This is a genomic window from Nocardia cyriacigeorgica, from assembly GCF_005863245.1.
GTDB classification, from domain to species: domain Bacteria; phylum Actinomycetota; class Actinomycetes; order Mycobacteriales; family Mycobacteriaceae; genus Nocardia; species Nocardia cyriacigeorgica_C.
In genome coordinates this window covers 269,421-288,427 of record NZ_VBUT01000009.1, presented here as the reverse complement: position 1 = coordinate 288,427, position 19,007 = coordinate 269,421, and the positions used below count along the sequence as shown (strand labels likewise).

General features: G+C 68.1%; 22 protein-coding genes. 16 read left to right on the top strand and 6 right to left on the bottom strand.

What is annotated here, in order from left to right:
- Positions 1-257 precede the first annotated feature (257 nt).
- Entirely contained in the window at positions 258-869 is a 612-nt protein-coding gene (locus FEK34_RS23055) for a hypothetical protein (RefSeq protein WP_138450901.1), read from the top strand.
- 129 nt (positions 870-998) lie between these two features.
- Here the strand turns inward: FEK34_RS23055 and FEK34_RS23050 are convergent, their stop codons facing one another.
- On the bottom strand, positions 999-1,424 hold the full coding sequence (locus FEK34_RS23050; RefSeq protein ID WP_138450899.1) for a hypothetical protein: 426 nt from the start codon (positions 1,422-1,424) through the stop codon (positions 999-1,001).
- A 271-nt stretch (positions 1,425-1,695) separates the two neighbouring features.
- Here FEK34_RS23050 and FEK34_RS23045 point away from each other — a divergent pair, with 271 nt between their 5' ends.
- Positions 1,696-2,067, top strand: coding sequence for a YciI family protein (locus FEK34_RS23045; RefSeq protein WP_036539708.1), 372 nt, complete (start codon positions 1,696-1,698; stop codon positions 2,065-2,067).
- A complete protein-coding gene (locus tag FEK34_RS23040; protein WP_138450897.1) occupies positions 2,064-3,296 on the top strand; it encodes an RNA polymerase sigma factor in 1,233 nt (410 codons plus the stop codon). Before FEK34_RS23045 ends, FEK34_RS23040 begins: the two co-directional genes overlap by 4 nt.
- A 589-nt stretch (positions 3,297-3,885) precedes the next feature.
- On the opposite strand, the gene FEK34_RS23035 is transcribed toward FEK34_RS23040, so the two are convergent.
- Together FEK34_RS23035 and FEK34_RS23030 are read right to left on the bottom strand one after the other, a co-directional pair.
- Complete coding sequence (locus FEK34_RS23035) at positions 3,886-4,095, bottom strand: hypothetical protein (protein ID WP_138450895.1); 210 nt, start codon at positions 4,093-4,095, stop codon at positions 3,886-3,888.
- A complete protein-coding gene (locus FEK34_RS23030; protein WP_138450893.1) occupies positions 4,092-4,598 on the bottom strand; it encodes a DNA-directed RNA polymerase subunit beta in 507 nt (168 codons plus the stop codon). Before FEK34_RS23030 ends, FEK34_RS23035 begins: the two co-directional genes overlap by 4 nt.
- Positions 4,599-4,893: 295 nt before the next feature.
- Between FEK34_RS23030 and FEK34_RS23025 the strand changes: the two genes are divergently transcribed.
- The 6 genes from FEK34_RS23025 (at position 4,894) to FEK34_RS23000 (ending at position 8,752) form a co-directional block, all read left to right on the top strand.
- Positions 4,894-5,778 carry a helix-turn-helix domain-containing protein gene (locus FEK34_RS23025; RefSeq protein WP_138450891.1) on the top strand — a complete coding sequence of 295 codons (885 nt, stop codon included), beginning with the start codon at positions 4,894-4,896 and terminating at the stop codon, positions 5,776-5,778.
- Positions 5,768-5,968, top strand: coding sequence for a DUF397 domain-containing protein (locus FEK34_RS23020; RefSeq protein ID WP_138450889.1), 201 nt, complete (start codon positions 5,768-5,770; stop codon positions 5,966-5,968). The genes FEK34_RS23025 and FEK34_RS23020 overlap by 11 nt, the downstream gene beginning before the upstream one ends.
- On the top strand, positions 5,965-6,174 hold the full coding sequence (locus FEK34_RS23015; protein WP_138450887.1) for a DUF397 domain-containing protein: 210 nt from the start codon (positions 5,965-5,967) through the stop codon (positions 6,172-6,174). Before FEK34_RS23020 ends, FEK34_RS23015 begins: the two co-directional genes overlap by 4 nt.
- A gap of 393 nt (positions 6,175-6,567) precedes the next feature.
- Complete coding sequence (locus tag FEK34_RS23010) at positions 6,568-7,188, top strand: hypothetical protein (protein WP_138450885.1); 621 nt, start codon at positions 6,568-6,570, stop codon at positions 7,186-7,188.
- The gene (locus tag FEK34_RS23005; RefSeq protein WP_138450883.1) at positions 7,185-7,892 is read left to right on the top strand and encodes an LppU/SCO3897 family protein; all 708 of its coding nucleotides are present in this window, start codon (positions 7,185-7,187) and stop codon (positions 7,890-7,892) included. The genes FEK34_RS23010 and FEK34_RS23005 overlap by 4 nt, the downstream gene beginning before the upstream one ends.
- Before the next feature lie 263 nt (positions 7,893-8,155).
- On the top strand, positions 8,156-8,752 hold the full coding sequence (locus FEK34_RS23000; RefSeq protein WP_171048340.1) for a VWA domain-containing protein: 597 nt from the start codon (positions 8,156-8,158) through the stop codon (positions 8,750-8,752).
- 110 nt (positions 8,753-8,862) lie between these two features.
- Here FEK34_RS23000 and FEK34_RS22995 read toward each other — a convergent pair whose 3' ends face one another.
- Positions 8,863-10,254, bottom strand: a complete 1,392-nt coding sequence (locus FEK34_RS22995; RefSeq protein WP_138450880.1) for a cystathionine beta-synthase — start codon at positions 10,252-10,254, stop codon at positions 8,863-8,865.
- Positions 10,255-10,376: 122 nt separating this feature from the next.
- Here FEK34_RS22995 and FEK34_RS22990 point away from each other — a divergent pair, with 122 nt between their 5' ends.
- The 3 genes from FEK34_RS22990 to FEK34_RS22980 all read left to right on the top strand — a co-directional run bounded on the left by FEK34_RS22990 (position 10,377) and on the right by FEK34_RS22980 (position 13,540).
- Entirely contained in the window at positions 10,377-10,841 is a 465-nt protein-coding gene (locus FEK34_RS22990) for a hypothetical protein (RefSeq protein ID WP_138450878.1), read from the top strand.
- Between the two features lie 517 nt (positions 10,842-11,358).
- A complete protein-coding gene (locus FEK34_RS22985) occupies positions 11,359-12,237 on the top strand; it encodes an SGNH/GDSL hydrolase family protein (RefSeq protein ID WP_138450967.1) in 879 nt (292 codons plus the stop codon).
- 82 nt (positions 12,238-12,319) lie between these two features.
- Complete coding sequence (locus tag FEK34_RS22980; protein ID WP_138450876.1) at positions 12,320-13,540, top strand: acetyl-CoA C-acetyltransferase; 1,221 nt, start codon at positions 12,320-12,322, stop codon at positions 13,538-13,540.
- A gap of 291 nt (positions 13,541-13,831) precedes the next feature.
- Here the strand turns inward: FEK34_RS22980 and FEK34_RS22975 are convergent, their stop codons facing one another.
- Together FEK34_RS22975 and FEK34_RS22970 are read right to left on the bottom strand one after the other, a co-directional pair.
- Positions 13,832-14,689 (bottom strand): Bax inhibitor-1/YccA family protein, encoded by an 858-nt coding sequence (locus FEK34_RS22975; RefSeq protein WP_104359988.1) that lies wholly within the window; start codon positions 14,687-14,689, stop codon positions 13,832-13,834.
- A gap of 156 nt (positions 14,690-14,845) precedes the next feature.
- A complete protein-coding gene (locus FEK34_RS22970; protein WP_138450874.1) occupies positions 14,846-15,997 on the bottom strand; it encodes a class I SAM-dependent methyltransferase in 1,152 nt (383 codons plus the stop codon).
- Between the two features lie 123 nt (positions 15,998-16,120).
- On the opposite strand from FEK34_RS22970, the gene FEK34_RS22965 reads away from it, so the two are divergent.
- From FEK34_RS22965 to FEK34_RS22950, 4 genes are all read left to right on the top strand, one after another.
- The gene (locus FEK34_RS22965) at positions 16,121-16,714 is read left to right on the top strand and encodes an AMIN-like domain-containing (lipo)protein (protein WP_138450872.1); all 594 of its coding nucleotides are present in this window, start codon (positions 16,121-16,123) and stop codon (positions 16,712-16,714) included.
- Positions 16,715-16,862: 148 nt separating this feature from the next.
- Positions 16,863-17,378, top strand: coding sequence for a hypothetical protein (locus FEK34_RS22960; RefSeq protein WP_138450870.1), 516 nt, complete (start codon positions 16,863-16,865; stop codon positions 17,376-17,378).
- A 45-nt stretch (positions 17,379-17,423) separates the two neighbouring features.
- A complete protein-coding gene (locus tag FEK34_RS22955; RefSeq protein WP_138450868.1) occupies positions 17,424-18,146 on the top strand; it encodes a hypothetical protein in 723 nt (240 codons plus the stop codon).
- An 84-nt stretch (positions 18,147-18,230) separates the two neighbouring features.
- Positions 18,231-18,839 carry a DUF305 domain-containing protein gene (locus tag FEK34_RS22950; protein ID WP_138450866.1) on the top strand — a complete coding sequence of 203 codons (609 nt, stop codon included), beginning with the start codon at positions 18,231-18,233 and terminating at the stop codon, positions 18,837-18,839.
- The last annotated feature ends 168 nt before the right edge of the window (positions 18,840-19,007 follow it).

Below are 19,007 nucleotides of genomic sequence, written 5' to 3'. Positions count from 1 at the left end.
CGACCGGTCCGGCGCCGCCGGTTCAGACCGTCGGCGAGGTCGATCCGACCGAGCGGCCATGCGATCGCCCGCTGCGGACGGCAGGTGAGTCCGGCCGCCGACGAGTATCTCGCCCCCCAATTTTGGGGGCGCTCCGAGCCGCGCTCGGATACCTCTACCTGCGGTACTGTTCGCTGTCCCCACAGACAGCGACCGAACAGTTTGTTATTTCGACAGGCGTGTCCGGCTGCCGTCATCGATAGACAGAGAGACCTTTGGTGAAGCGCATTTTTGCAATCGGGCTGGCTTTCGTCGCGGTAGCGGCGGTGGGCTGCGGCTCGGAAGGGTCCACAACCACGGCTACCTCGTCCGCGTCGGCCTCGGCCGCCACCGAGGGTGGCGACGCGCAGCAGATCCGTGACCTCATCGCGACGCAGGGCCCCGCGATGGCGACCTTCGATTTCGACCGGATGGCGGAGCTCACCTGCACCAAATACCGCGAGGACGTCCGGAATCTGCCCGACACCATGTTCCCGCCGCTCAGCTCGGCCGGAACGGCCGAGGAGTTCGCCGCCAAGCCGGCCGATCAGCTGGCCGCCGCGCTGAAGGCGGAGTACCCGACCGCCTCCGATGAGAGCATCAACAACCTGGTCGACGCGTTCATCCGCTACGACGAACCGGCCTACAAGGCCGCGAACCTGGTCATCATGCGCGAAACCACCACGGTCACCGTCGACAAGGTCGACAACATCAAGGTGACCGGGGATACCGCCACCGCCGACCTCACCTCCACGTGGCAGACCAAGGGCGCGCAGTCGGAGACCAAGACCGAATCCAACGCTTACGTCAAGGAAGACGGTAAGTGGCTGGATTGCCAGCAGCCCTCGTAACGCCTTGATCGACGCACGGTGGCTGCCTGCCGCCACTGATCCCGCCGCGCGGCTCGATATCCGAGCCGACGGCGGGATCTTTCGTTGGCGGTCCTGCCCGAGCCGGCCGTGACCGGCTCGGCGCGCGGTTCAGATCCGGGTCATGGTCGAGGCGTATCCGCCGCCGCCCGGGTACACCCATTCGCCGGTGACCGTGGTGCCCGCGGCGTCGAAGGTGCCCTTGTAGTAGGCGGGGCTGCCTTTGGCTCCGCCCCAGATGGTGAGGGTGTCGCCTTCCAGCTCGTAGACGTAGTCGAAGGTGTTGCCGACCGAGTCGTAGTAGCGCGAGACCACGTCGGGGCCGGTCGGTTCGCCGAATGGGTGCAGGTTGCCGATCACTTCCAAGCCGGTGACGGGTTCGCCGTACTGGGTGAGGTCGACGTGCTGGAGCAGGAAGAACCGGCCGGGCATCCATTCGTAGCGCACGGTTCCTTCGGCGCCGCCGCTGACCTTCCAGGTGCCGACGAGGCGGTCCAGGGCCTGGAGTTCGGGGGTGGGCTGCTGGATGTCGTTCATTGTTTTACTCCTTCTGTGTGGGTCGTTCGCTGGTACCTCGGAGCGGTCGAAGGGTCTTCGACATCACTTGACTGTGATCTGGATCACTTTCGAGCCGTGTCGGGATCTGCCAGATGACTCCGAGGTAGCAACAGATCCAGATCGCGATCGACGGTTCGGCGCCTGCACCGGATTACCTGGGCGGCACGGCACCGGCGGCGCTATCTCGATCGAGCAGGTCACGGTCGCATCCCGGCTACCGTGACGAGAACCCACCACATCGGAGGACCCCGTGAAATATCTGCTGCTCGGCTACACCCCGGCCGCCGCGTGGGACGCCGCGACCGCCGACACCCCGTCCGAGGAGGCGCTGGCCGCATTCGCCACCTACCAGCAGCTGGAAAAGGAACTGTTCGCCTCCGGTGAGCTGGTGAGCACCGAGGGCCTCGGCCATCCGGCTGTCAGCACCACCGTGCGCAAGACCGACGATGGCGTGGTCGCCACCGACGGGCCGTTCGCGGAGTTGAAGGAAGTGCTGGCCAGCTTCGCGGTGATCGACGTCGCCGGACATGAGCGGGCGGTGGAGATCACGGCCCGCATTGTCGAAGCACTCGGTGAGCCGATCGAGATCCGCCCGATCATGGGCGAGGAATTCGGCGCGTGAATCCCGAGATCGAGGACCTGCTGCGCGCCGAAGCGCCGCAGGTCCTCGGTGCGCTGGTCCGCCGGTTCGGGCGCTTCGACATCGCCGAGGACGCCGTGCAGGAAGCGCTGCTGGCCGCGGCACAGACCTGGCCGGACGAGGGTGTTCCGGACGGGCCGCGCAGTTGGCTCATCCGCGTCGCCTACCGGCGCATGGTGGATCTGCTGCGCTCCGATCAGGCGCGCAGGCGCCGTGAGCTGGAAGCCGGTGCCGCCGAGCTGGCCATGGCCGAACCCGCGCGTGCCGGGCAGACCGGCGGAACCGACGACAGTCTCACCCTGCTGCTGCTGTGCTGCCATCCCGCGCTCGGCCACACCTCGCAGGTGGCGCTCACCTTGCGCGCCGTCGGCGGCCTGACCACCGCGGAGATAGCGCACGCCTACGGCACGTCCGAGGCCACCATGGGCACCCGGATCAGTCGCGCGAAACAACAACTCGCGAAGGCGGGCGCCCGTTTCACCCTCCCCACCGGCGCCGACCGTGACACCAGGATGGCCGCGGTGCTCCAGGTGCTGTACCTGATTTTCAACGAGGGCTACACCGCCACCGCCGGAGCCGACCTCACCCGCGTCGACCTCACCGCCGAGGCCATCCGGCTCACCAGAATGCTGCACGCCACCATCCCCGATGATGCGGAGGCGACGGGCCTGCTCGCATTGATGCTGCTCACCGAATCCCGCCGCGCGGCCAGGACCTCAGCCGGCGAACTGATCCCCCTGGACCAGCAGGATCCCTCGCAGTGGAACCGCGAAATGATCACTGAGGGAACAGCTCTCATCGACAGCGTCTGGAACCGCGCACCGGCGGGGCCCTACCAGATCCAGGCCGCGATCGCCGCCGTGCACGCCGCCGCCGAACCCGGCCGCACCGACTGGCCCCAGATCGCGATGTTGTACCTGTGGCTCGAACGCCTCACCCCCACACCGCCGGTCCAGCTCGCCCGCGTGGTCGCCGTCGCCCACGCGCACGGCCCCGCCCGCGGCCTGGCCCTGCTCGACGACCTCAACCAGCGCCACCACCTCGACACCAATCCGCTGACCAGGCAACGCGAATACGCCGTCCGCGCCCACCTCCTCCAGCAGGTCGGCGACACCACCACCGCCGCCGAACTCTTCCGCCGCGCCGCCGAACTCACCGACAACCAGGTCGAGCAGCGCTACCTGCACGGCAAGGCCGACGGGATCGCCTGACCACCGCCAGGCGATCGCTACCGCCACCCGAGCCGACTCGACCGGCCACCGCCATCGCACGATCTCCCCGCCGTGTGCACGCGATTCCACGACCACCGCCACCACGCGATCCGCCGCGTCGGCCAGGCAGCCTCGATTGTCCACTGCGCCTTCACCCCTCGACCGGACGGCGGCGGCCAGCAGGGCGAGGCCGTTCCATTCCCGCGTGGTGGCGCGCAGGTCGGCTGGCCTCCAGGCGTGCCACGCGGTCGGCCGACAAGACTGGCCGCCACCACGCCGACCGCGGAAACGATGGCGGCTCACAGCAAGTAGAGGCGTTCGGTCGGCGGCCGGGGCGGACCGCGTGGGTCGGTGGCGAGGATGGCGGCGACGGCCAGCAGGGCGAGTGAGCCAGTCCCACTGGTGACGCCGGCCGGCCGGCCGGGCGGTTCACCGGATCGGCCGACTCGACTGGCCGCCACCGCGCCGAGCGCGGACACGGTGGCGGCTCACAGCAGATAAAGGCATTCGGTCGAAAGCCGAGGCAAGCGGCACGGTCGGGCAACTCGATTGACCACTGCCACCACGCGCTCGCCGAGATATCGACGCCTCACAGCAGGTAGAGGCGTTCTGTCGGGAGCCGGGGCAGGCCGCGCGGGTCGGTGGGCAGGATGGCGGCGGCGCCGGGATGGTGGCGGGTGCGCCATTCGGTGATGAATCGTGTTGCGGCGCTGGGGCAGATGGCGAAATCGAAGCGCAGGCCGTGCAGGAAGACGCTCAGGTGGACGTCGGGTTCGTTCGGGCGCGGTGAATCGCTCATCGGGGGTATCCAGTGGTGGGGGTGCGCAGCCAGCCGCCTCGGCCTGCGCAGGTGCGGATCGAATCGATCACGGTGAGGCCGGAGGGGCGGAAGGGGCTGCGGGGTGGCTGGATCCAGCGGCGGAAGCGTTCGCCCTGGTCGGTCGGGGAAGGCAGGGCGATGGTGGCGCCGGTGCGGACTACCGAGACGTCCAGGCGGAACATTTCGGCGAACAGGGCGGTGTCGTCGGGCAGATCGGGGCGGATCAGGAAGGTCCAGCGGCCCGAGCGCATATGCGAGATGATCGGGCCGACACCGGAAGCGGAGTCATGGTCGCGGGAGCGGCGCAGATCGCCGTGCACCGCCAGTCCGAGCGCCGAGGGCATCATCAATCCCCACACGTGATCCGCGCGCATCACTATGCGCCCGATCTCCGGCGGGTCGATCCACGCGGGCAGATCGCAGACACGCCGATAGAACTGGCAGCGGGAACGCGGTGTGTCGCCGAACGGAACATTCTCCATCGCAGCACCTTCGAGTCGCGGGTAGACTTGGGCGCGCTCGGCCCGGTGTGATGACGGACACCGGATCGAGAATTGAGGGAGGGGCGTTTCCCGGAGCAACTCCCACCGAGCGCGAACACAGTTGAGCACCGCCGATCCGGCCGAATCCAGCCGATCGAGCGATGTCCGCGAATTGCGGGGAATCACCAGGACCAGGGGCATCTTGATAGCGGTTTGCTGTCGTAATGACAGCGCCGACCGGGGAATTCCGGCAGCGCACAGCTGCCGGACCGACAGACAGCCAAGGGGACACGTCATGAACACTGAGGACGGCACCGGCCCGTCACTCCCACTTCGCCAGCTGGGAAATTACTTTCGCCGCGCCCGCAGCGACGCCCACCTGACCTTGGACCAGGTGGCGGCACTGATGGAGTGGAGTCCGAGCAAGTTGAGCCGGTTGGAGCGGGGGCAGCCGGGGAAGTTGACGACTCGGGACATCGCGGCGCTGTGCGAGTTGCTGGAGTTCGAGGACGACCAGAAGGCAACGATGATCGGCCTTGCCCAGCGAACGGCGGTCGAGCACTGGTGGTACGCCTACACCGATTTGATTCCTGGGATGTTCAACGTGTACGTGGGCCTGGAGAGTTCAGCACGCCACTTGACCTTCTTCCGGCCGGACATCGTCCCGGGTCTCTTCCAAACCGCCGAGTACGCCCGCGTCCTCGATCAGGCCTATTTTCCAGACGACTCTCCGGACGAACAGGATCGCCGGATCGAGCTGAGGATGAAGCGGCAGAAGATCTTCACCCGCAAGATCAAACCCGTGACCGTGGAGGCGGTGGTGCATGAGTCCGTGCTGCGCACCGTCGTCGGCAATTCTTCCGTGATGGCTGAGCAGCTGGGCCACCTGGCGGACATCAGCACACGACCCAACGTCGACATCCGCGTATTGCCGTTCACCGCAGGGTATCCGGTCGGGTATGCGGTGGGGTCGTACATCATTCTCGAATTCGGTTCTGCCCGTTCGCAGCCGAGTGTCGTATACGCCGAAAACTACACGGGCGACCTGTACCTTGAAGGAGAATCTGATTTGCGAAAGTACCGCTCGGCGACCGCGACCATCCAGCGAGCCGCGCTGGATGCCGTCTCCAGTAGAACGCTACTGAGGCAGACTGCAAAGGAGTACCGAAGTGAACGCTGATCTGCGCGGGGCACACTGGTTCAAGAGCAGCTATAGCGCAGGCGGAACCGAATGCGTCGAGATTGCCCACCTGAACCACGGTCATGTCGGCGTCCGCGATTCCAAGAACCCGACAGGCCCCGCCCTGGTGTTCGCACCGACGGCGTGGGACCGCTTCACGTCGGCGCTACGAAGTGGGGTGTTCGCGTGACTCCAGGTTTGTCCGGTGCCCGCTGGTTCAAGAGCAGCCGAAGCTCGATGGGCAAGGAATGCGTCGAAGTTGCCCACCTGACCCACAACCACGTCGGCGTCCGCGACTCCAAGAACCCCACCGGCCCGGCACTCATCTTCACCCCCACTGCCTGGGACAGTTTCACCTCCACACTCCAGCAGCAAGGGTTCCCGCCCGACGCGTAACCGCACCCCGCCGAGCGCTACATGAGCGAGAGGCCTTCTCGACCGATGCCTGAGCCATGTAGCGCTCGGCGATGCGCCACCGGAATGAGTGCGGGCGAGAAGTTCTGGGGTGGTCACGAGAACGTCACGATGACCGCCACCACAGCGCGGCGTTACTGTGATCTCCATTACGCATGGGCGCTTGTCCTGATCACGAGCATGATCAGATAGCCGCAGGTAGCGAGTGATAGCGGGTCGGCACTAACGTCCAAGAATGAATTTGAATGATGGATTTTCACAAAATCCGCTGGTAGATAGCCCTTTCCATTCTTGGGACGGACGGTTGGGTCCGCCGTAAACTCCGCGCCGTCCGGCAATACGCCGGGCGTTTCGCGTGAGTAAGGGATTCCAGGAATGAAGTTCGGCACCTTCGCCGCCACCACCGTCGTCGCCGTCGCCGCCCTCGGCATCTCCGCGGGCACCGCGCATTCGAAACCACCGACGGTCACCGAGGAACTGCGCGCCCAGGGTGTCGAGCAGGGCATCGACTACACCACCACCTCCGACCCGTCGGGCCGCACCATCACCACCAAGGTCGAGGACGGCACCTTCGAGGTCGTCGAGGGTGAAGCCGACAAGGCCGATCGCGCGGTGCTGAAGTCCGAGGACGGTGCGGTGGTCGCGGAGATCCCGCTGGCCTACGAGATCTCGGGCGCGAAGGTGTCCGTCGCCCACGAAATCGCCGACGACGGCCGCGAACTCACCCTCACCACCAAGCCTTCGGCCAAGGAGATCGGCGAGATGCGGCCGATCAGCTCGATGTCGCGGCTGGTCGCCGAGCTGGAGAAGAACGTCGTCGGTGTGGTCGCGGGCGCGGTGATCGGCGGCCTGATCGGCGCGGTGATCGGCATGGGCTTCTTCACCCTGCTCACCGGCCCGATCGGCGCTGTCGTCGGTGCGCTCGCCGGTGGCGCGATCATGGGCGGGCAGCCGTTCGTCGACGCGATCATGGCCGTCCTCAACGGCCAGCCGTGACCGAGCCCATGTCCGGCAACGACAATCCCACCCCGAGCCGCAGCAAGCGGCGGATGACGAATACCGCGCTGATCGTCGCGATCGGCGCGTTCGTCACCGCGGGCATCCTGATCGTCGGCGTCTCGGTGCTGGCCTCATCGTTCGAATCCACCGTCGCCGAGGCCAAGCAGGGCGCCACCTCGACCGGTACGACCACCACGGCCGCACCCTCGCCGGCGAAACCCGCTCCGGCGACGCAGCCGGGCCTGGCTCCGCCGGTCACAACCACGTCGAAGACCACCACCACCTCCGCCACGCCCATCGCGGCGAACAAGACCGCGAAGGAAGCGGTGGCGCTGCAAGTGGACGTCGGCGACTGCGTGGTCCTCGACCCAGATCCGAAGAAGGTGGGCACCACCGCCTGCGGCAGCCCCGATTCCACCTACCGGGTGGTCGACAAGACCGGGGAGGGCGGCAGCTGCCCCTCCGACGCCGACCACTCCCACTCGGTCGACAAGACCACCCTCTGCCTCGACATCGACTGGACCGTCGGCTCCTGCATGACCCTGAAGCCCGCCCCGGCCCGCATCCCCTGCACCTCCCCGGACGGTGTGAAAGTGGTTGCGGTGAAACAGAACACCACCGAGGTGGACACCTGCCCCGACGCCGACCGCGGTTTCGTCTACTCCGAGCGCAAGTTCGTCATCTGCTTCGCGGACCTATAGTTGTTCGCACACCTTCTGGTGTCTTCGCACAGGTTGGAACTTGTGCGAAGACACCACAACCTGTGCGAGGACGCCGCAGTCGTGGCGGGTGGACGCCGGTCTGCCCGGCTAGCATTGGGCGGGTGCTCTTGATGCCGCGGATTCGTCCGGTTTTGGCCGGGCTGCTGGTTGTGGGCGCGGTGGCGCTGACCTCGTGCGGGCAGGAGGTGTCCGGCGAGGCTCAGCCTGTCGCCGGGAACGCCGGCGCGTGTGATGCAGCGGTAATGGTCGTGCTCGATGTCTCGCTGTCCATGGAGGCCACCGATGTGGCGCCGTCACGGTTCGTGGCGGCCAAGCAGGCCGTGCGGGATTTCGCCGACGGCCTGCCGGAGGACACCCGGCTGGGATTGGTGACGTTCGCCGGCACCGCGAGCGTCCAGAGCTGGCCGGACACCGATCGCCGCGCGTTCACCAACGCGCTCGAGTCCGTGAAGCTCGCCGAGCGCACCGCGACCGGTGAGGGCCTCTACTCCGGGCTCTCCTCGTTCAGCGGATTGCCCGAAGGCGAAGTGCCGCAGCGGATCATCCTGGTCTCCGACGGAAAGCAGACAGTTCCCGCGAGCCTGGACGACCCGCGCGGCGCCTACACCGCGGCGCGGGACGCGCAGCGAAAGAACGTGCGCATCTCAACGATTTCCCTGGGAACGCAGGGCGGGTTCGTCGAGGTGCCCGGTTCCTCGGGCGCCCCAGCCCAGCAGGTCCGGGTCCCCACCGACCCCGAATCGCTCCGCGAGATCGCGCGACTGGCCGACGGGGACTTCCATGAAGCGGCGAGCCCGGAGCGGCTTGCGGCGGCCTTCGACGCGATGACCTGCTCGTAACAGGGGCCGCGGCGTTTCACAAGGGACGCGCAGGAGAGCCGCTCGCAGATCGCTCCGCGAGCGGCCCGCAGTGCTTCCCGATCCTCCGGGCCGAGCCGGAGCGGTTGCGCTTACTTCCCGATGGCGCCCGTGCTCAGGAACCCGAGCAGGTCGTGGCGGGTGATCACGCCGACGGGCTTGCCGTCCTCCACCACCATCAGCGCATCCGAATCCGACAGTGCCTTGGTGGCCGCGGAGATCGGCTCGCCGGAACCGATCAGCGGGAACGACGGCGACATGTGCTGGGCCACCGAATCGGTGAGGTGCGCGCGGCCCTCGAACACGGCCGAGAGCAGGTCGCGCTCGGAGACGCTGCCGGCGACCTCGCCCGCCATGACGGGCGGTTCGGCGCCGACGACCGGCATCTGGGAGACGCCGTACTCGCGCAGGATCTCGATGGCGTCGCGCAGGGTTTCCGACGGGTGGGTGTGCACCAGGTCGGGCAGGGCGCCGGACTTGCCGCGCAGCACGTCACCGACCAGCGGTTCGGCGGTGGTGCCGTCGAGGCGGGTGCGCAGGAAGCCGTAGGAGCTCATCCACTCGTCGTTGAAGATCTTCGACAGGTAGCCGCGGCCACCGTCGGGCAGCAGCACCACGACCAGCGCATCGGGGTCGCGGCGGGCGACCTCGATGGCGGCGACCACGGCCATACCGCAGGAACCGCCGACCAGCAGGCCTTCCTCACGGGCCAGGCGGCGAGTCATGTCGAAGGAGTCGGCGTCGGAGACGGCGATGATCTCGTCCGGCACGCTCGGGTCATAGGCCGAGGGCCAGAAGTCCTCGCCCACGCCCTCGACCAGGTACGGCCGGCCGGTGCCGCCGGAGTACACCGAGCCCTCCGGGTCGGCGCCGATGATCTGCACCTTGCCGCCGGACACCTCCTTGAGGTAGCGGCCGGTGCCGGTGATGGTGCCGCCGGTGCCGACGCCGGCCACGAAGTGGGTGACCTTGCCGTCGGTGTCGCGCCAGATCTCCGGGCCGGTGGTCTCGTAGTGGCTGTCGGGGCCGCCGGGGTTGGAGTACTGGTCCGGCTTCCAGGCGCCGTCGATCTCGCGGACGAGGCGATCGGAGACGCTGTAGTAGCTGTCGGGGTGGTCCGGCGGGACGGCGGTCGGGCAGACCACCACCTCGGCGCCGTAGGCGCGCAGCACGTTGCGCTTGTCCTCGCTGACCTTGTCGGGGCAGACGAACACGCACTTGTAGCCGCGCTGCTGCGCGACCAGCGCCAGGCCCACACCGGTGTTGCCCGAGGTCGGCTCGACGATCGTGCCGCCCGGACGTAGCTGCCCGGATGCTTCGGCGGCGTCGATCATCTTCACCGCGATCCGGTCCTTGGAGCTGCCGCCCGGGTTCAAGTATTCGATCTTGGCGGCCACCACACCGGCGTTCGGCCCGACGACCGAGTTCAGCCGGACCAGCGGGGTGTTGCCGATGAGGTCCACGACATGATCCGCGATGCGCATGACTCCATCGTTGCAGAACCGTTGCCGGTAGGTGCGGGCCGGTAGCGCACACCACACCGGCCGCGCCGGGCGGCGGCGCGCTCTCCTGCGGAAAGTGCCTCCGCCGCCTAATATCTGCGGCTATGAGGCTGCCGAACACTGCCCGGATCGCCGCGGTGCTGGCCGGATCGACGGTCGCGCTGGTCGTCGCCTCCGGTGCGCCCGCTGCCGCGACGACCACCGTCGCGTTCCCGGACGTCCCCACCATGGCCTATGGCGGGCTGTGCTGGACCAGCATCCACACCTGGGCCGACACCAGCCCCGACTGGCCCGGCCGCGCGGTCGTCAACGTGCGCGCCGCACCGGTCGCGGGCATCGGCCCCGGCCAGTACCCGCTGGCCCCGCTGTGCGAGGTGCGCACCACCGTGGCCTGGCGCAACACCACCACCGGCGCCACCGGCAGTTACGAGAACAACGTGGTCACCGGCATCTACGGCAGCATCCAGTACTCGCTGTTCCAGGACACCGGGCCCGGCAACATCGAGGTCACCGTCAGCACCAACCACGCCAGCATCCCCGCGCGCGGATCGTTCCACGTGCCGGGCTGAGCGCCCGGCGAGCGCCGAGCGACTGCCAGAGCGCTGATTAGCCGCGCGAGCCGAGCGCGGGCGCGCACGCTGGGCGCCGGACCGGCCAGGAGGCGGCCCGGGTTCAGCGGCGTCCCCAACTCGACGGCGCCCCAGCTCGGCGGTGCCCCAGCTCAACAGCGCCCCAACTCAACAGCGCCCCAACTCAGCGGCGCCCCAGCTCAACAGCGCCCCAACTCAGCGGCGCCTCAACTCGACGGCGCCCCAACTCGGCACGCCCCGGCTTGGCAGCGCCCCGGCAACCGTGAGCGCGCAGCTGCCACCGCGAGGGGTGGTGCTCACCTGGGCGGTGTCGGGTGCGATGCCACTGTCGATGTTGATCGTGATGCTGGCCGATCCGGTGTCCGGCCTGTCCGATCGCATCCGCACCGGTATCTATGTGCGGCGGGAGACGCGCGGCAATTCGCCGGCTCGAGTGCCTGCCCACCGGCGCAGATGCGAGCTGCGGACGCTGCGAGAGCACGTAAAATTCGGGGCCGTGGGCGAACCTCGAATCCGATGGCGGACCGCGGCGGTGACCGGCGCCGCGACGGTGCTCGCCGGGTCGAGCGCGGGCACCGCGTCGTGGGCGGCGTACCGGTATCTGATGGCGCAGGCGGGTGTGGCGCGCGGTGTGATCGGCCGCGACACCTCCAAGCCGCCGGAAGCCGACGGCATCTACCTGCCGGGCCGCGTCCACCCCGAACCGTGGCGGCTGGACCGGCACGCCGACCTGCACCTGATGATCTTCGGCGATTCCACCGCGGCGGGCGTCGGCTGCACCGAGGCGACCGAGGTCCCCGGCGTGCGGCTGGCGCGGGGCCTGGCCGAAGCCACCGGCCGCAGCATCCGGCTCAGCACCAAAGCCATCTCCGGCGCTACCTCCAAGGGCCTGTCCGGCCAGGTGGACGCCATGTTCGTGGCCGGTCCGCCGCCGGATGCCGCGGTGATCCTGATCGGCGGCAACGACATCACCAAGAAGCATTCGGTGGGCCGTTCGGCCGGCCGGTTGAAGCGGGCCGTGGCGCGGCTGAGCGAGGCGGGCAGCGTCGTGGTGGTCGGCACCTGCCCGGATCTGGGCACCGTCACGGCTATTCCGCAACCGCTGCGCAGCGTGGTGCACACCTGGAGCCAGCGACTGGCCCGCGCCCAGACCGCCGTCACGCTCACCGCGGGCGGCCACCCGGTATCCATGGGCGATCTGCTCGGCAAGGACTTCCAGGCCGCGCCGGAACAGATGTTCTCCGCCGACGGCTTCCATCCCTCGGCCGCCGGATACGCCCTCGCGGCCGAGCATCTACTGCCGGTTCTGCTCAGTGCTCTCAGTGAGCGGGATCTGGTCACACCGGGTGTTTCCCCCTCGACGGGCGCGACGTAGATTCGAAGTGATCCATACCCCGCGAGTGCCGCACGGCCTGGTCGGCGACCACCGTGCGTGCTCCGAGACATAAGGAGTCCTCATGCCTGAGGCCGTCATCGTTTCGTACGCCCGCTCCCCCATCGGCCGCGCAGGCAAGGGTTCTCTGGTGAGCATGCGGCCGGACGACCTCGCCACCCAGATGGTCCGCGCCGCCCTCGACAAGGTCCCCGCCCTCGACCCCACCCAGATCGACGATCTGATGCTCGGCTGCGGCCAGCCCGGCGGCGAAGCCGGCTTCAACATGGCCAAGGTGGTCGCCACCCAGCTCGGCTACGACTTCCTGCCCGGCGTGACCCTCAACCGGTACTGTTCGTCGTCGCTACAGACCACCCGTATGGCGCTGCACGCCATCAAGGCCGGTGAAGGCGATGTGTTCATCTCCGCCGGTGTGGAGACCGTCTCCCGCTTCCCGAAGGGCACCTCCGACGGCTGGCCCGACACCCACAACGAGAAGTTCGCCGAGGCCGAGGCCCGCACCGTCAAGCGCGCCGAAGGCGGCTCGGACGGCTGGACCGACCCGCGCGAGAGCGGCGAGCTGCCCGACGTCTACATCGCGATGGGCCAGACCGCCGAGAACGTCGCCCAGTACACCGGCATCTCGCGCGAAGACCAGGACCACTGGGGCGTGCGCTCGCAGAACCGCGCCGAGGAAGCCATCAAGGCCGGCTTCTTCGAGCGCGAGATCACCCCGGTCACCCTGCCCGACGGCACCGTCGTCACCACCGACGACGGCCCCCGCGCCGGCACCACCTACGAGAAGATCTCGCAGCTCAAGCCGGTGTTCCGCCCCGACGGCACCGTCACCGCCGGCAACGCCTGCCCGCTCAACGACGGCGCCGCCGCCCTGGTGATCATGAGCGACACCAAGGCCAAGGAGCTGGGCCTGACCCCGCTGGCCCGCATCGTCTCCACCGGTGTGTCGGGTCTGTCGCCGGAGATCATGGGCCTGGGCCCGATCGAGGCCGTCCGCAAGGCGCTGAAGATCGCCGGCAAGACCATCGACGACATCGACCTCTACGAGATCAACGAGGCCTTCGCGGTGCAGGTGCTCGGCTCGGCCCGCGAGCTGAACATGGACCTGGACCGGCTCAACGTCTCCGGTGGCGCCATCGCCCTCGGTCACCCGTTCGGCATGACCGGCGCCCGCATCACCGCGACGCTGATCAACAACCTCCAGACCCACGACAAGCAGTTCGGCCTGGAGACTATGTGCGTCGGCGGCGGCCAGGGCATGGCGATGATCATCGAGCGCCTCAGCTAGCTGTCCCGCCTCTCCGGGATTTTTGGGCTGTCCCGCCTCCCCGCGATTCTTGGCCAGACTCGAGTGTCCGGGCCGTCGCGTTGGCGGCCGGCGGTGAGGGTGGTGGGCACCTCAGCCCGTACCCGGTGAGTTACCCGGATCTTGCGAGATCAGTGGAACGGTCCCGAATCTTGTGGTTCGGGACCGTTTCTCTGTGATGGCGATGGATCCGCCCTGATATACGCCGAAGGGGCGGCCGCTTTTGCGGCCGCCCCTTCGGGTCGTCGTCTGCGCGGTCGGGCCGCGCGAACGCTAATCGTTCTGGAAGTAGCTCAGCAGTCGCAGGATCTCGACGTAGAGCCAGACCAGGGTGACCGTGAGGCCGAGGGCGACGCCCCAGGCGGCCTTCTCCGGCGCCTGCGCGCGGATCAGCTGGTCGGCGGCGTCGAAGTCGAGCAGGAAGCTGAACGCGGCGATCGCGATGCAGACCAGGCTGAAGATGATGGCGATCGGGCCGCCGTCACGCAGGCCGAAGCCGCCGTCGGTGAAGAAGCTCGCGATCAGGTTGCCGACGATCAGCACCAGCACACCGATCATCGCGCCCACGATCATGCGGGTGAAACGCGGGGTGACGCGGATGGCGCCGGTCTTGTAGACGACCAGCATGCCCGCGAACACACCGAACGTGCCGAGCACCGCCTGCCCGATCAGCGCCGAACCGCCCGCACCGCCGAACGAGATGTCGGTGAACATCAGCGACAGCGCACCGAGGAACAGGCCCTCGGCGACCGCGTAACCGAGCACGATGGCCGGGTTGTCCATCTTGCGGCCGAAGCTGGCCACCAGCACCAGCACCAGGCCGACCAGGCCGCCGCCGATCACGAACAGCGGCGCGAGGCCGTTGTTGGCGCTGCTGAGGATGTAGGAGATGAGGGCCGAGACCGCCAGCACACCCAGCGTGATGCCCGTCTTGGTCACCACGTCGTCGATGGTCATCGATCGGGTGGCGGGGGCCTGCTGGTAGGGCTGGTACTGCGGGGGCTGGCCGTACTGGTTACCGAACTGCTGGCCCAGCTGCCCCGCACCGGCCACGCCCGAACCGAAGTTGGCGTAACCGCCGCCTTCCTGTTTCGGCAAGTTCTTGAATACCGGATTGCTTGTGGCGCGCACCGTTCATCCCTTTCTGGAGTCGTGGCCCACGTCGATGCGTGGCCGCCGGAATCGAGCTAGCGCCCGATTTCCAACTTGTTGTGTCCAACGTTCGTCGCCGGCGTCGAGTTCCCGGACGGCGACTCGGCGTTGCGGCAAAGACCGACAAATCGGACTCTACCGTTCGTGGGCATCGTGCAGGCCACACACCGACCTGGTGACGGTGAATTTGCGGTTGCGCCCGATGACGTCGGTGCGTCCGACCATCCGCTCCACCACACCCCGGTAATTGAGATGGGAGTTGTAGACGGTCCACAGTTCCCCACCGGGCCGCAGCACCCGCCCGGTCTGGGTGAACATCTTGATCGCCGACCCGGTGTGCACCGCCGCGCCGACATGGAACGGCGGATTACACAGCACCAGATCGGCGCTGTTGTCCGGGGCGGTCGACATCGCGTCGTCGCGCACCACCGTTACCCGGTCGGCGACGTCGTTGGCGGCGACCGTGGCCACCGCCGACGCCACCGCCGCGGCGGACTGATCGGTGCCGATCACCTCCAGCCGGGGCCTGGCCTTGGCTAGCGCGACGGCCAGGATGCCGGTGCCGCAGCCGAGGTCGATGGCGGTGCGGGCGTCGGGCTTCATCGTCTTCATGTGCTGGAGCAGGAAACGGGTGCCCATATCGAGGCGAGCCCCGGAGAAGGCGGCGCCGTGCGCGACGACGTCGATATCGAGTTCGCCGAGATGCTCGCGCACCGGAAACGGCGGCTCGCCGACCTGTTTCGGGCCGCTGACCAGCAGCATGCGCGATTTCTGCCGGCCGCGGCTGGCCCGCACATCGGTGAAGGATTCACCGAGGACCTCGTTCATCGTGGTGGTCAGGTATTTGTCGCGGCCGCCGGCGAACACCTTGACGTCGGGTTCGGCGAATCGGGCGATGGCGTCGGCGATCTCGCTCAGCCCGGCCAGCACGCGCGGCAGCCGCAGCAGGACCACCCGCACGCCTTTGAGCAGTTCGGCGTCGAGGGCGTGGGCGGTGTAGCGGTCGGTCAGGCCGAGGGTGCGGGCGTTGGCGGCGAGGGCGAGTTCACCGGTGAGCAGATCCTGGTGCACGCGTAAACCGCGCAGGTCGTGTGCGGCGGCGGCGCCGAGGGTCAGGGCGCCGTAACTGTCACCGATAACGGCAACTTCCCCGCTATCCGCGGCGGCCAAGGCATCGGCCGCGACATCGAGAATCAACCGATCAGCGGCATCGACGGCATACAGGTTCGGCGCCTCCACATCCGGATACCGGCGCAGCCGCCCCAGCAGATCCTCCACATTCAGCACCCGTCAAGTGTGCTAGATCGTTGCCCGGCAAGCACATCTGCCCCGATCCGGGCGGGTTCCGGCGTGCGAACACCCCGGCCGAATACCCCATGCGAGCGGGCAATGATGGGTAACATTTGCCACATGCGTAACAAGCTGGTGGTCGGCATCGTTGCCCTCGGCGTCGTCGGATTCGCGGCGGCCTGCGGCGACAGCGAACCGGCCCCCGCCACCGTCGTCGACGCCCCCACCACCTCGCCCGAGACGAGCACCACCATGGCCGCACCTCCCTCCGCCCCGGCCGATGCCGCGCCCAAACGCGCCCAGGCCTCCGGCGACGCCGCACTGACCGTCACCGACATCAGCGTCGGCCACCACGAGGGGTTCGACCGGGTCGTCTACGAACTCGGCGGCACCGGCACGCCGGGCTGGGAGGTCGAATACGTCGACAAGGCCGTCCAGGATGGCAGCGGCACCGCCATCGACGTCGCTGGGCAGTCGGTGCTGGAAGTGCGGATCACCGGCTCGGTGTACCCGTTCGACAGCGGCGTCGAGCCGTACTCGGGGCCGGACCCGGTGGTCGACCCGTCCGCGCCCGCCATCGCCGGGGTCTACCGGACGATCGTGTTCGAGGGCGTCACCCAGTCGTTCATCGGCGTCAACGGTGAGCGGCCCGCGTTCTCGGTGGACGCGCTGAGCAACCCGACCCGGCTGGTCATCGATATCGCCACGTCCTGACCCGGTCTCAGTTCGTCAACTTTCCTGCCACGCTTCGCCATCGGCTGTAACGACCCAGTACGGTCATGAAGACTTACGGTCAGATGCCGGCAATGTCTGTCTCCGCGAAGACACGGGGCGGCCGGCATCCGCGAGGGGAGAAAGACCGATGCGACGCTACGAACGCATGAGCCTGGGCGCCGCCTCGGTGGCGCTGGCGGGCGGCCTCGTTCTGGTGAGCGCCTGTTCGAACAGCGTTTCCGGCACCGCCCAGGTCAATCAGGCCGATCTGGCCACCTATACCTCGATGGCGGCAGCGTCGTCGTCGGCGGCGGCCAAATCGGCGGCGACCACCGCCTGCGATGCGTTCAGCGACGCCAACGGCAACGCCGTGCGCAAGTTCAACGCCTACATCGACGCCAGCAACAACGACGCCCCCGACACCGCCGCCAAGTCCGCCGAGGCCGAATCGGCGCTGCGCGACGGCGCGAACGACGTCGACCGCAAACTGGTCAAGAACGTCCCCGCCGGCGTCGCCCAGGCGTTGCGGGACTGGCGCGACGACAGCAAGAAGCTCGCCGACATGCTGAAAACGAACGCGCCGACCGACCTCATGAACGACCACATCGACGTGTTCAACCTCACCAAGGACGCCGCCGTCGACGCCTGCGAAGACTACGAGTAAGTACCTCTCCGGGGTATTGCCCGCGCCATCTCTAGAATGGGGGCCGTGACCGATCAGCATCCGACTTCGCGCCTGCCGGGACTCGCCCGGCTGTTCGCGCTGGTCGTTTTGCTGGGCGGGATCGTCGGCATGCATGTCGGGGTGTTCGATTTCGGGCACGCCTGGGGTGGGGCGCACCACGGAGCACCCTCGGTAGGCGGCGACCTACACGCGACCGCACCCGCCACACACTCGGCCGCCAGCGACCCGCACGCCGTCGGCACCGCCTCCCCGCCGGTCGTCACGGAAAGCGCGGTCTTCGATCGACACGCAGTCGCTCCCGCCGCACACTCGGTTGCCACCACCCCGCACGCGGTCGTGAGCGCCCCCCACCCGGTCGTGACCGACGCTGTGCCGCGGGCCTTCCCGGCAGCCGACGCCGAAAATCCCTTACTCAGTGCACAATCGGTCGCCGACTCCAGCGTGCGCGAGGATCGGCCCGAATCCGACCTGATCGCAGCCACGTTCGCACCGCCACTGCTGTCGCTGGACGGCATGGGCGGCCACGAGCAGGACTGCGGGGACTGCGGCGTGCACGGTGGGATGCACGGGTGCGTGTTCATCCTGTCGATGCTCGGCCTGGCGATCGGGCTTGTGCTGTTGTTCCGGTTGGCTTTTCAGCCGCTGGACAGTCACGGCACGCCTGGACGCAACCGTCCGGCTCGGCGCGAACGTCCACCGCCGTGGACCATGCCGACGCTGTCGGAATTGTCGATTCTGCGGATCTGATGGGCCCCTCGCGCCCTGGTCACCGGGCCAGGGGCGCGACTGACGCCTGTCCGCATTTCATCGCAATTCCCCAGGAGCACAGACATGTTCATCACCCGTACCCGTTTGCTGATCGCCGCCGTCGCCGCGGTCACCCTCACCGTCGCCGGGTGTGGCGACGACTCGACCACCGCCACCGAGACCACGACCAGCACGGCAGCCACCACCACCGCGAGCACGCGCACCGACTTCAACGAGGCCGACGTCACCTTCTTGCAGATGATGTACCCGCATCACGCACAGGCGGTCGACATGGCGAAGATGGTGCCGGGCCGCAGCCAGAATCCGCAGCTGCTGGCCTTGGCGGCGGCGGTCGAGGCCGCGCAGGCGCCGGAGATGCAGCAGATCACCACGCTGCTCGAGAGCTTCGGCAAGCCGGCGCCGACCGCCGGTGAGCACGGCGGACACGGTGGGCACGAGATGCCGGGCATGATGACGCCCGAGCAGATGACGGCGCTGGAGAACGCCACCGGACCCGAGTTCGACCGGCAGTGGATGCAGATGATGATCGAGCACCACACCGGCGCCATCGACATGGCGAACACGGTGCTGGCCGACGGCGTCAATCCCGACACCAAAGCCCTCGCCACCAGCATCGTCGCCGCCCAGCAGGCCGAGATCGATCAGATGAAGCAGATGCTCGGCCAGAGCTGACCCGACCGGGTGCTACTGCTCAATTCCCATCCGTGGTGACCCCACAGCAACCGTCTTAGCATGAGCCAGCTTTCGGCGCTTGACAGGACATGAGATTGAGCAGTAGCACCCCGGCCAGCCCGCGAACACGAACCCGCCGCCGGTCGGCCGGGTCGTCGCGCACCCTCG

Bases quoted from the DNA above. Each gene is read 5' to 3' on its own strand.
- FEK34_RS22980 (WP_138450876.1), top strand. From the start codon at position 12,320: ATGCCTGAGGCCGTCATCGTTTCGTACGCCCGCTCCCCCATCGGCCGC.
- FEK34_RS23025 (WP_138450891.1), top strand. From the start codon at position 4,894: ATGAACACTGAGGACGGCACCGGCCCGTCACTCCCACTTCGCCAGCTG.
- FEK34_RS23035 (WP_138450895.1), bottom strand. From the start codon at position 4,095: ATGAGCGATTCACCGCGCCCGAACGAACCCGACGTCCACCTGAGCGTC.
- FEK34_RS22950 (WP_138450866.1), top strand. From the start codon at position 18,231: ATGTTCATCACCCGTACCCGTTTGCTGATCGCCGCCGTCGCCGCGGTC.
- FEK34_RS22960 (WP_138450870.1), top strand. From the start codon at position 16,863: ATGCGACGCTACGAACGCATGAGCCTGGGCGCCGCCTCGGTGGCGCTG.
- FEK34_RS22990 (WP_138450878.1), top strand. From the start codon at position 10,377: ATGAGGCTGCCGAACACTGCCCGGATCGCCGCGGTGCTGGCCGGATCG.
- FEK34_RS23000 (WP_171048340.1), top strand. From the start codon at position 8,156: ATGGTCGTGCTCGATGTCTCGCTGTCCATGGAGGCCACCGATGTGGCG.
- FEK34_RS23010 (WP_138450885.1), top strand. From the start codon at position 6,568: ATGAAGTTCGGCACCTTCGCCGCCACCACCGTCGTCGCCGTCGCCGCC.
- FEK34_RS22965 (WP_138450872.1), top strand. From the start codon at position 16,121: ATGCGTAACAAGCTGGTGGTCGGCATCGTTGCCCTCGGCGTCGTCGGA.
- FEK34_RS23050 (WP_138450899.1), bottom strand. From the start codon at position 1,424: ATGAACGACATCCAGCAGCCCACCCCCGAACTCCAGGCCCTGGACCGC.
- FEK34_RS23030 (WP_138450893.1), bottom strand. From the start codon at position 4,598: ATGGAGAATGTTCCGTTCGGCGACACACCGCGTTCCCGCTGCCAGTTC.
- FEK34_RS22995 (WP_138450880.1), bottom strand. From the start codon at position 10,254: ATGCGCATCGCGGATCATGTCGTGGACCTCATCGGCAACACCCCGCTG.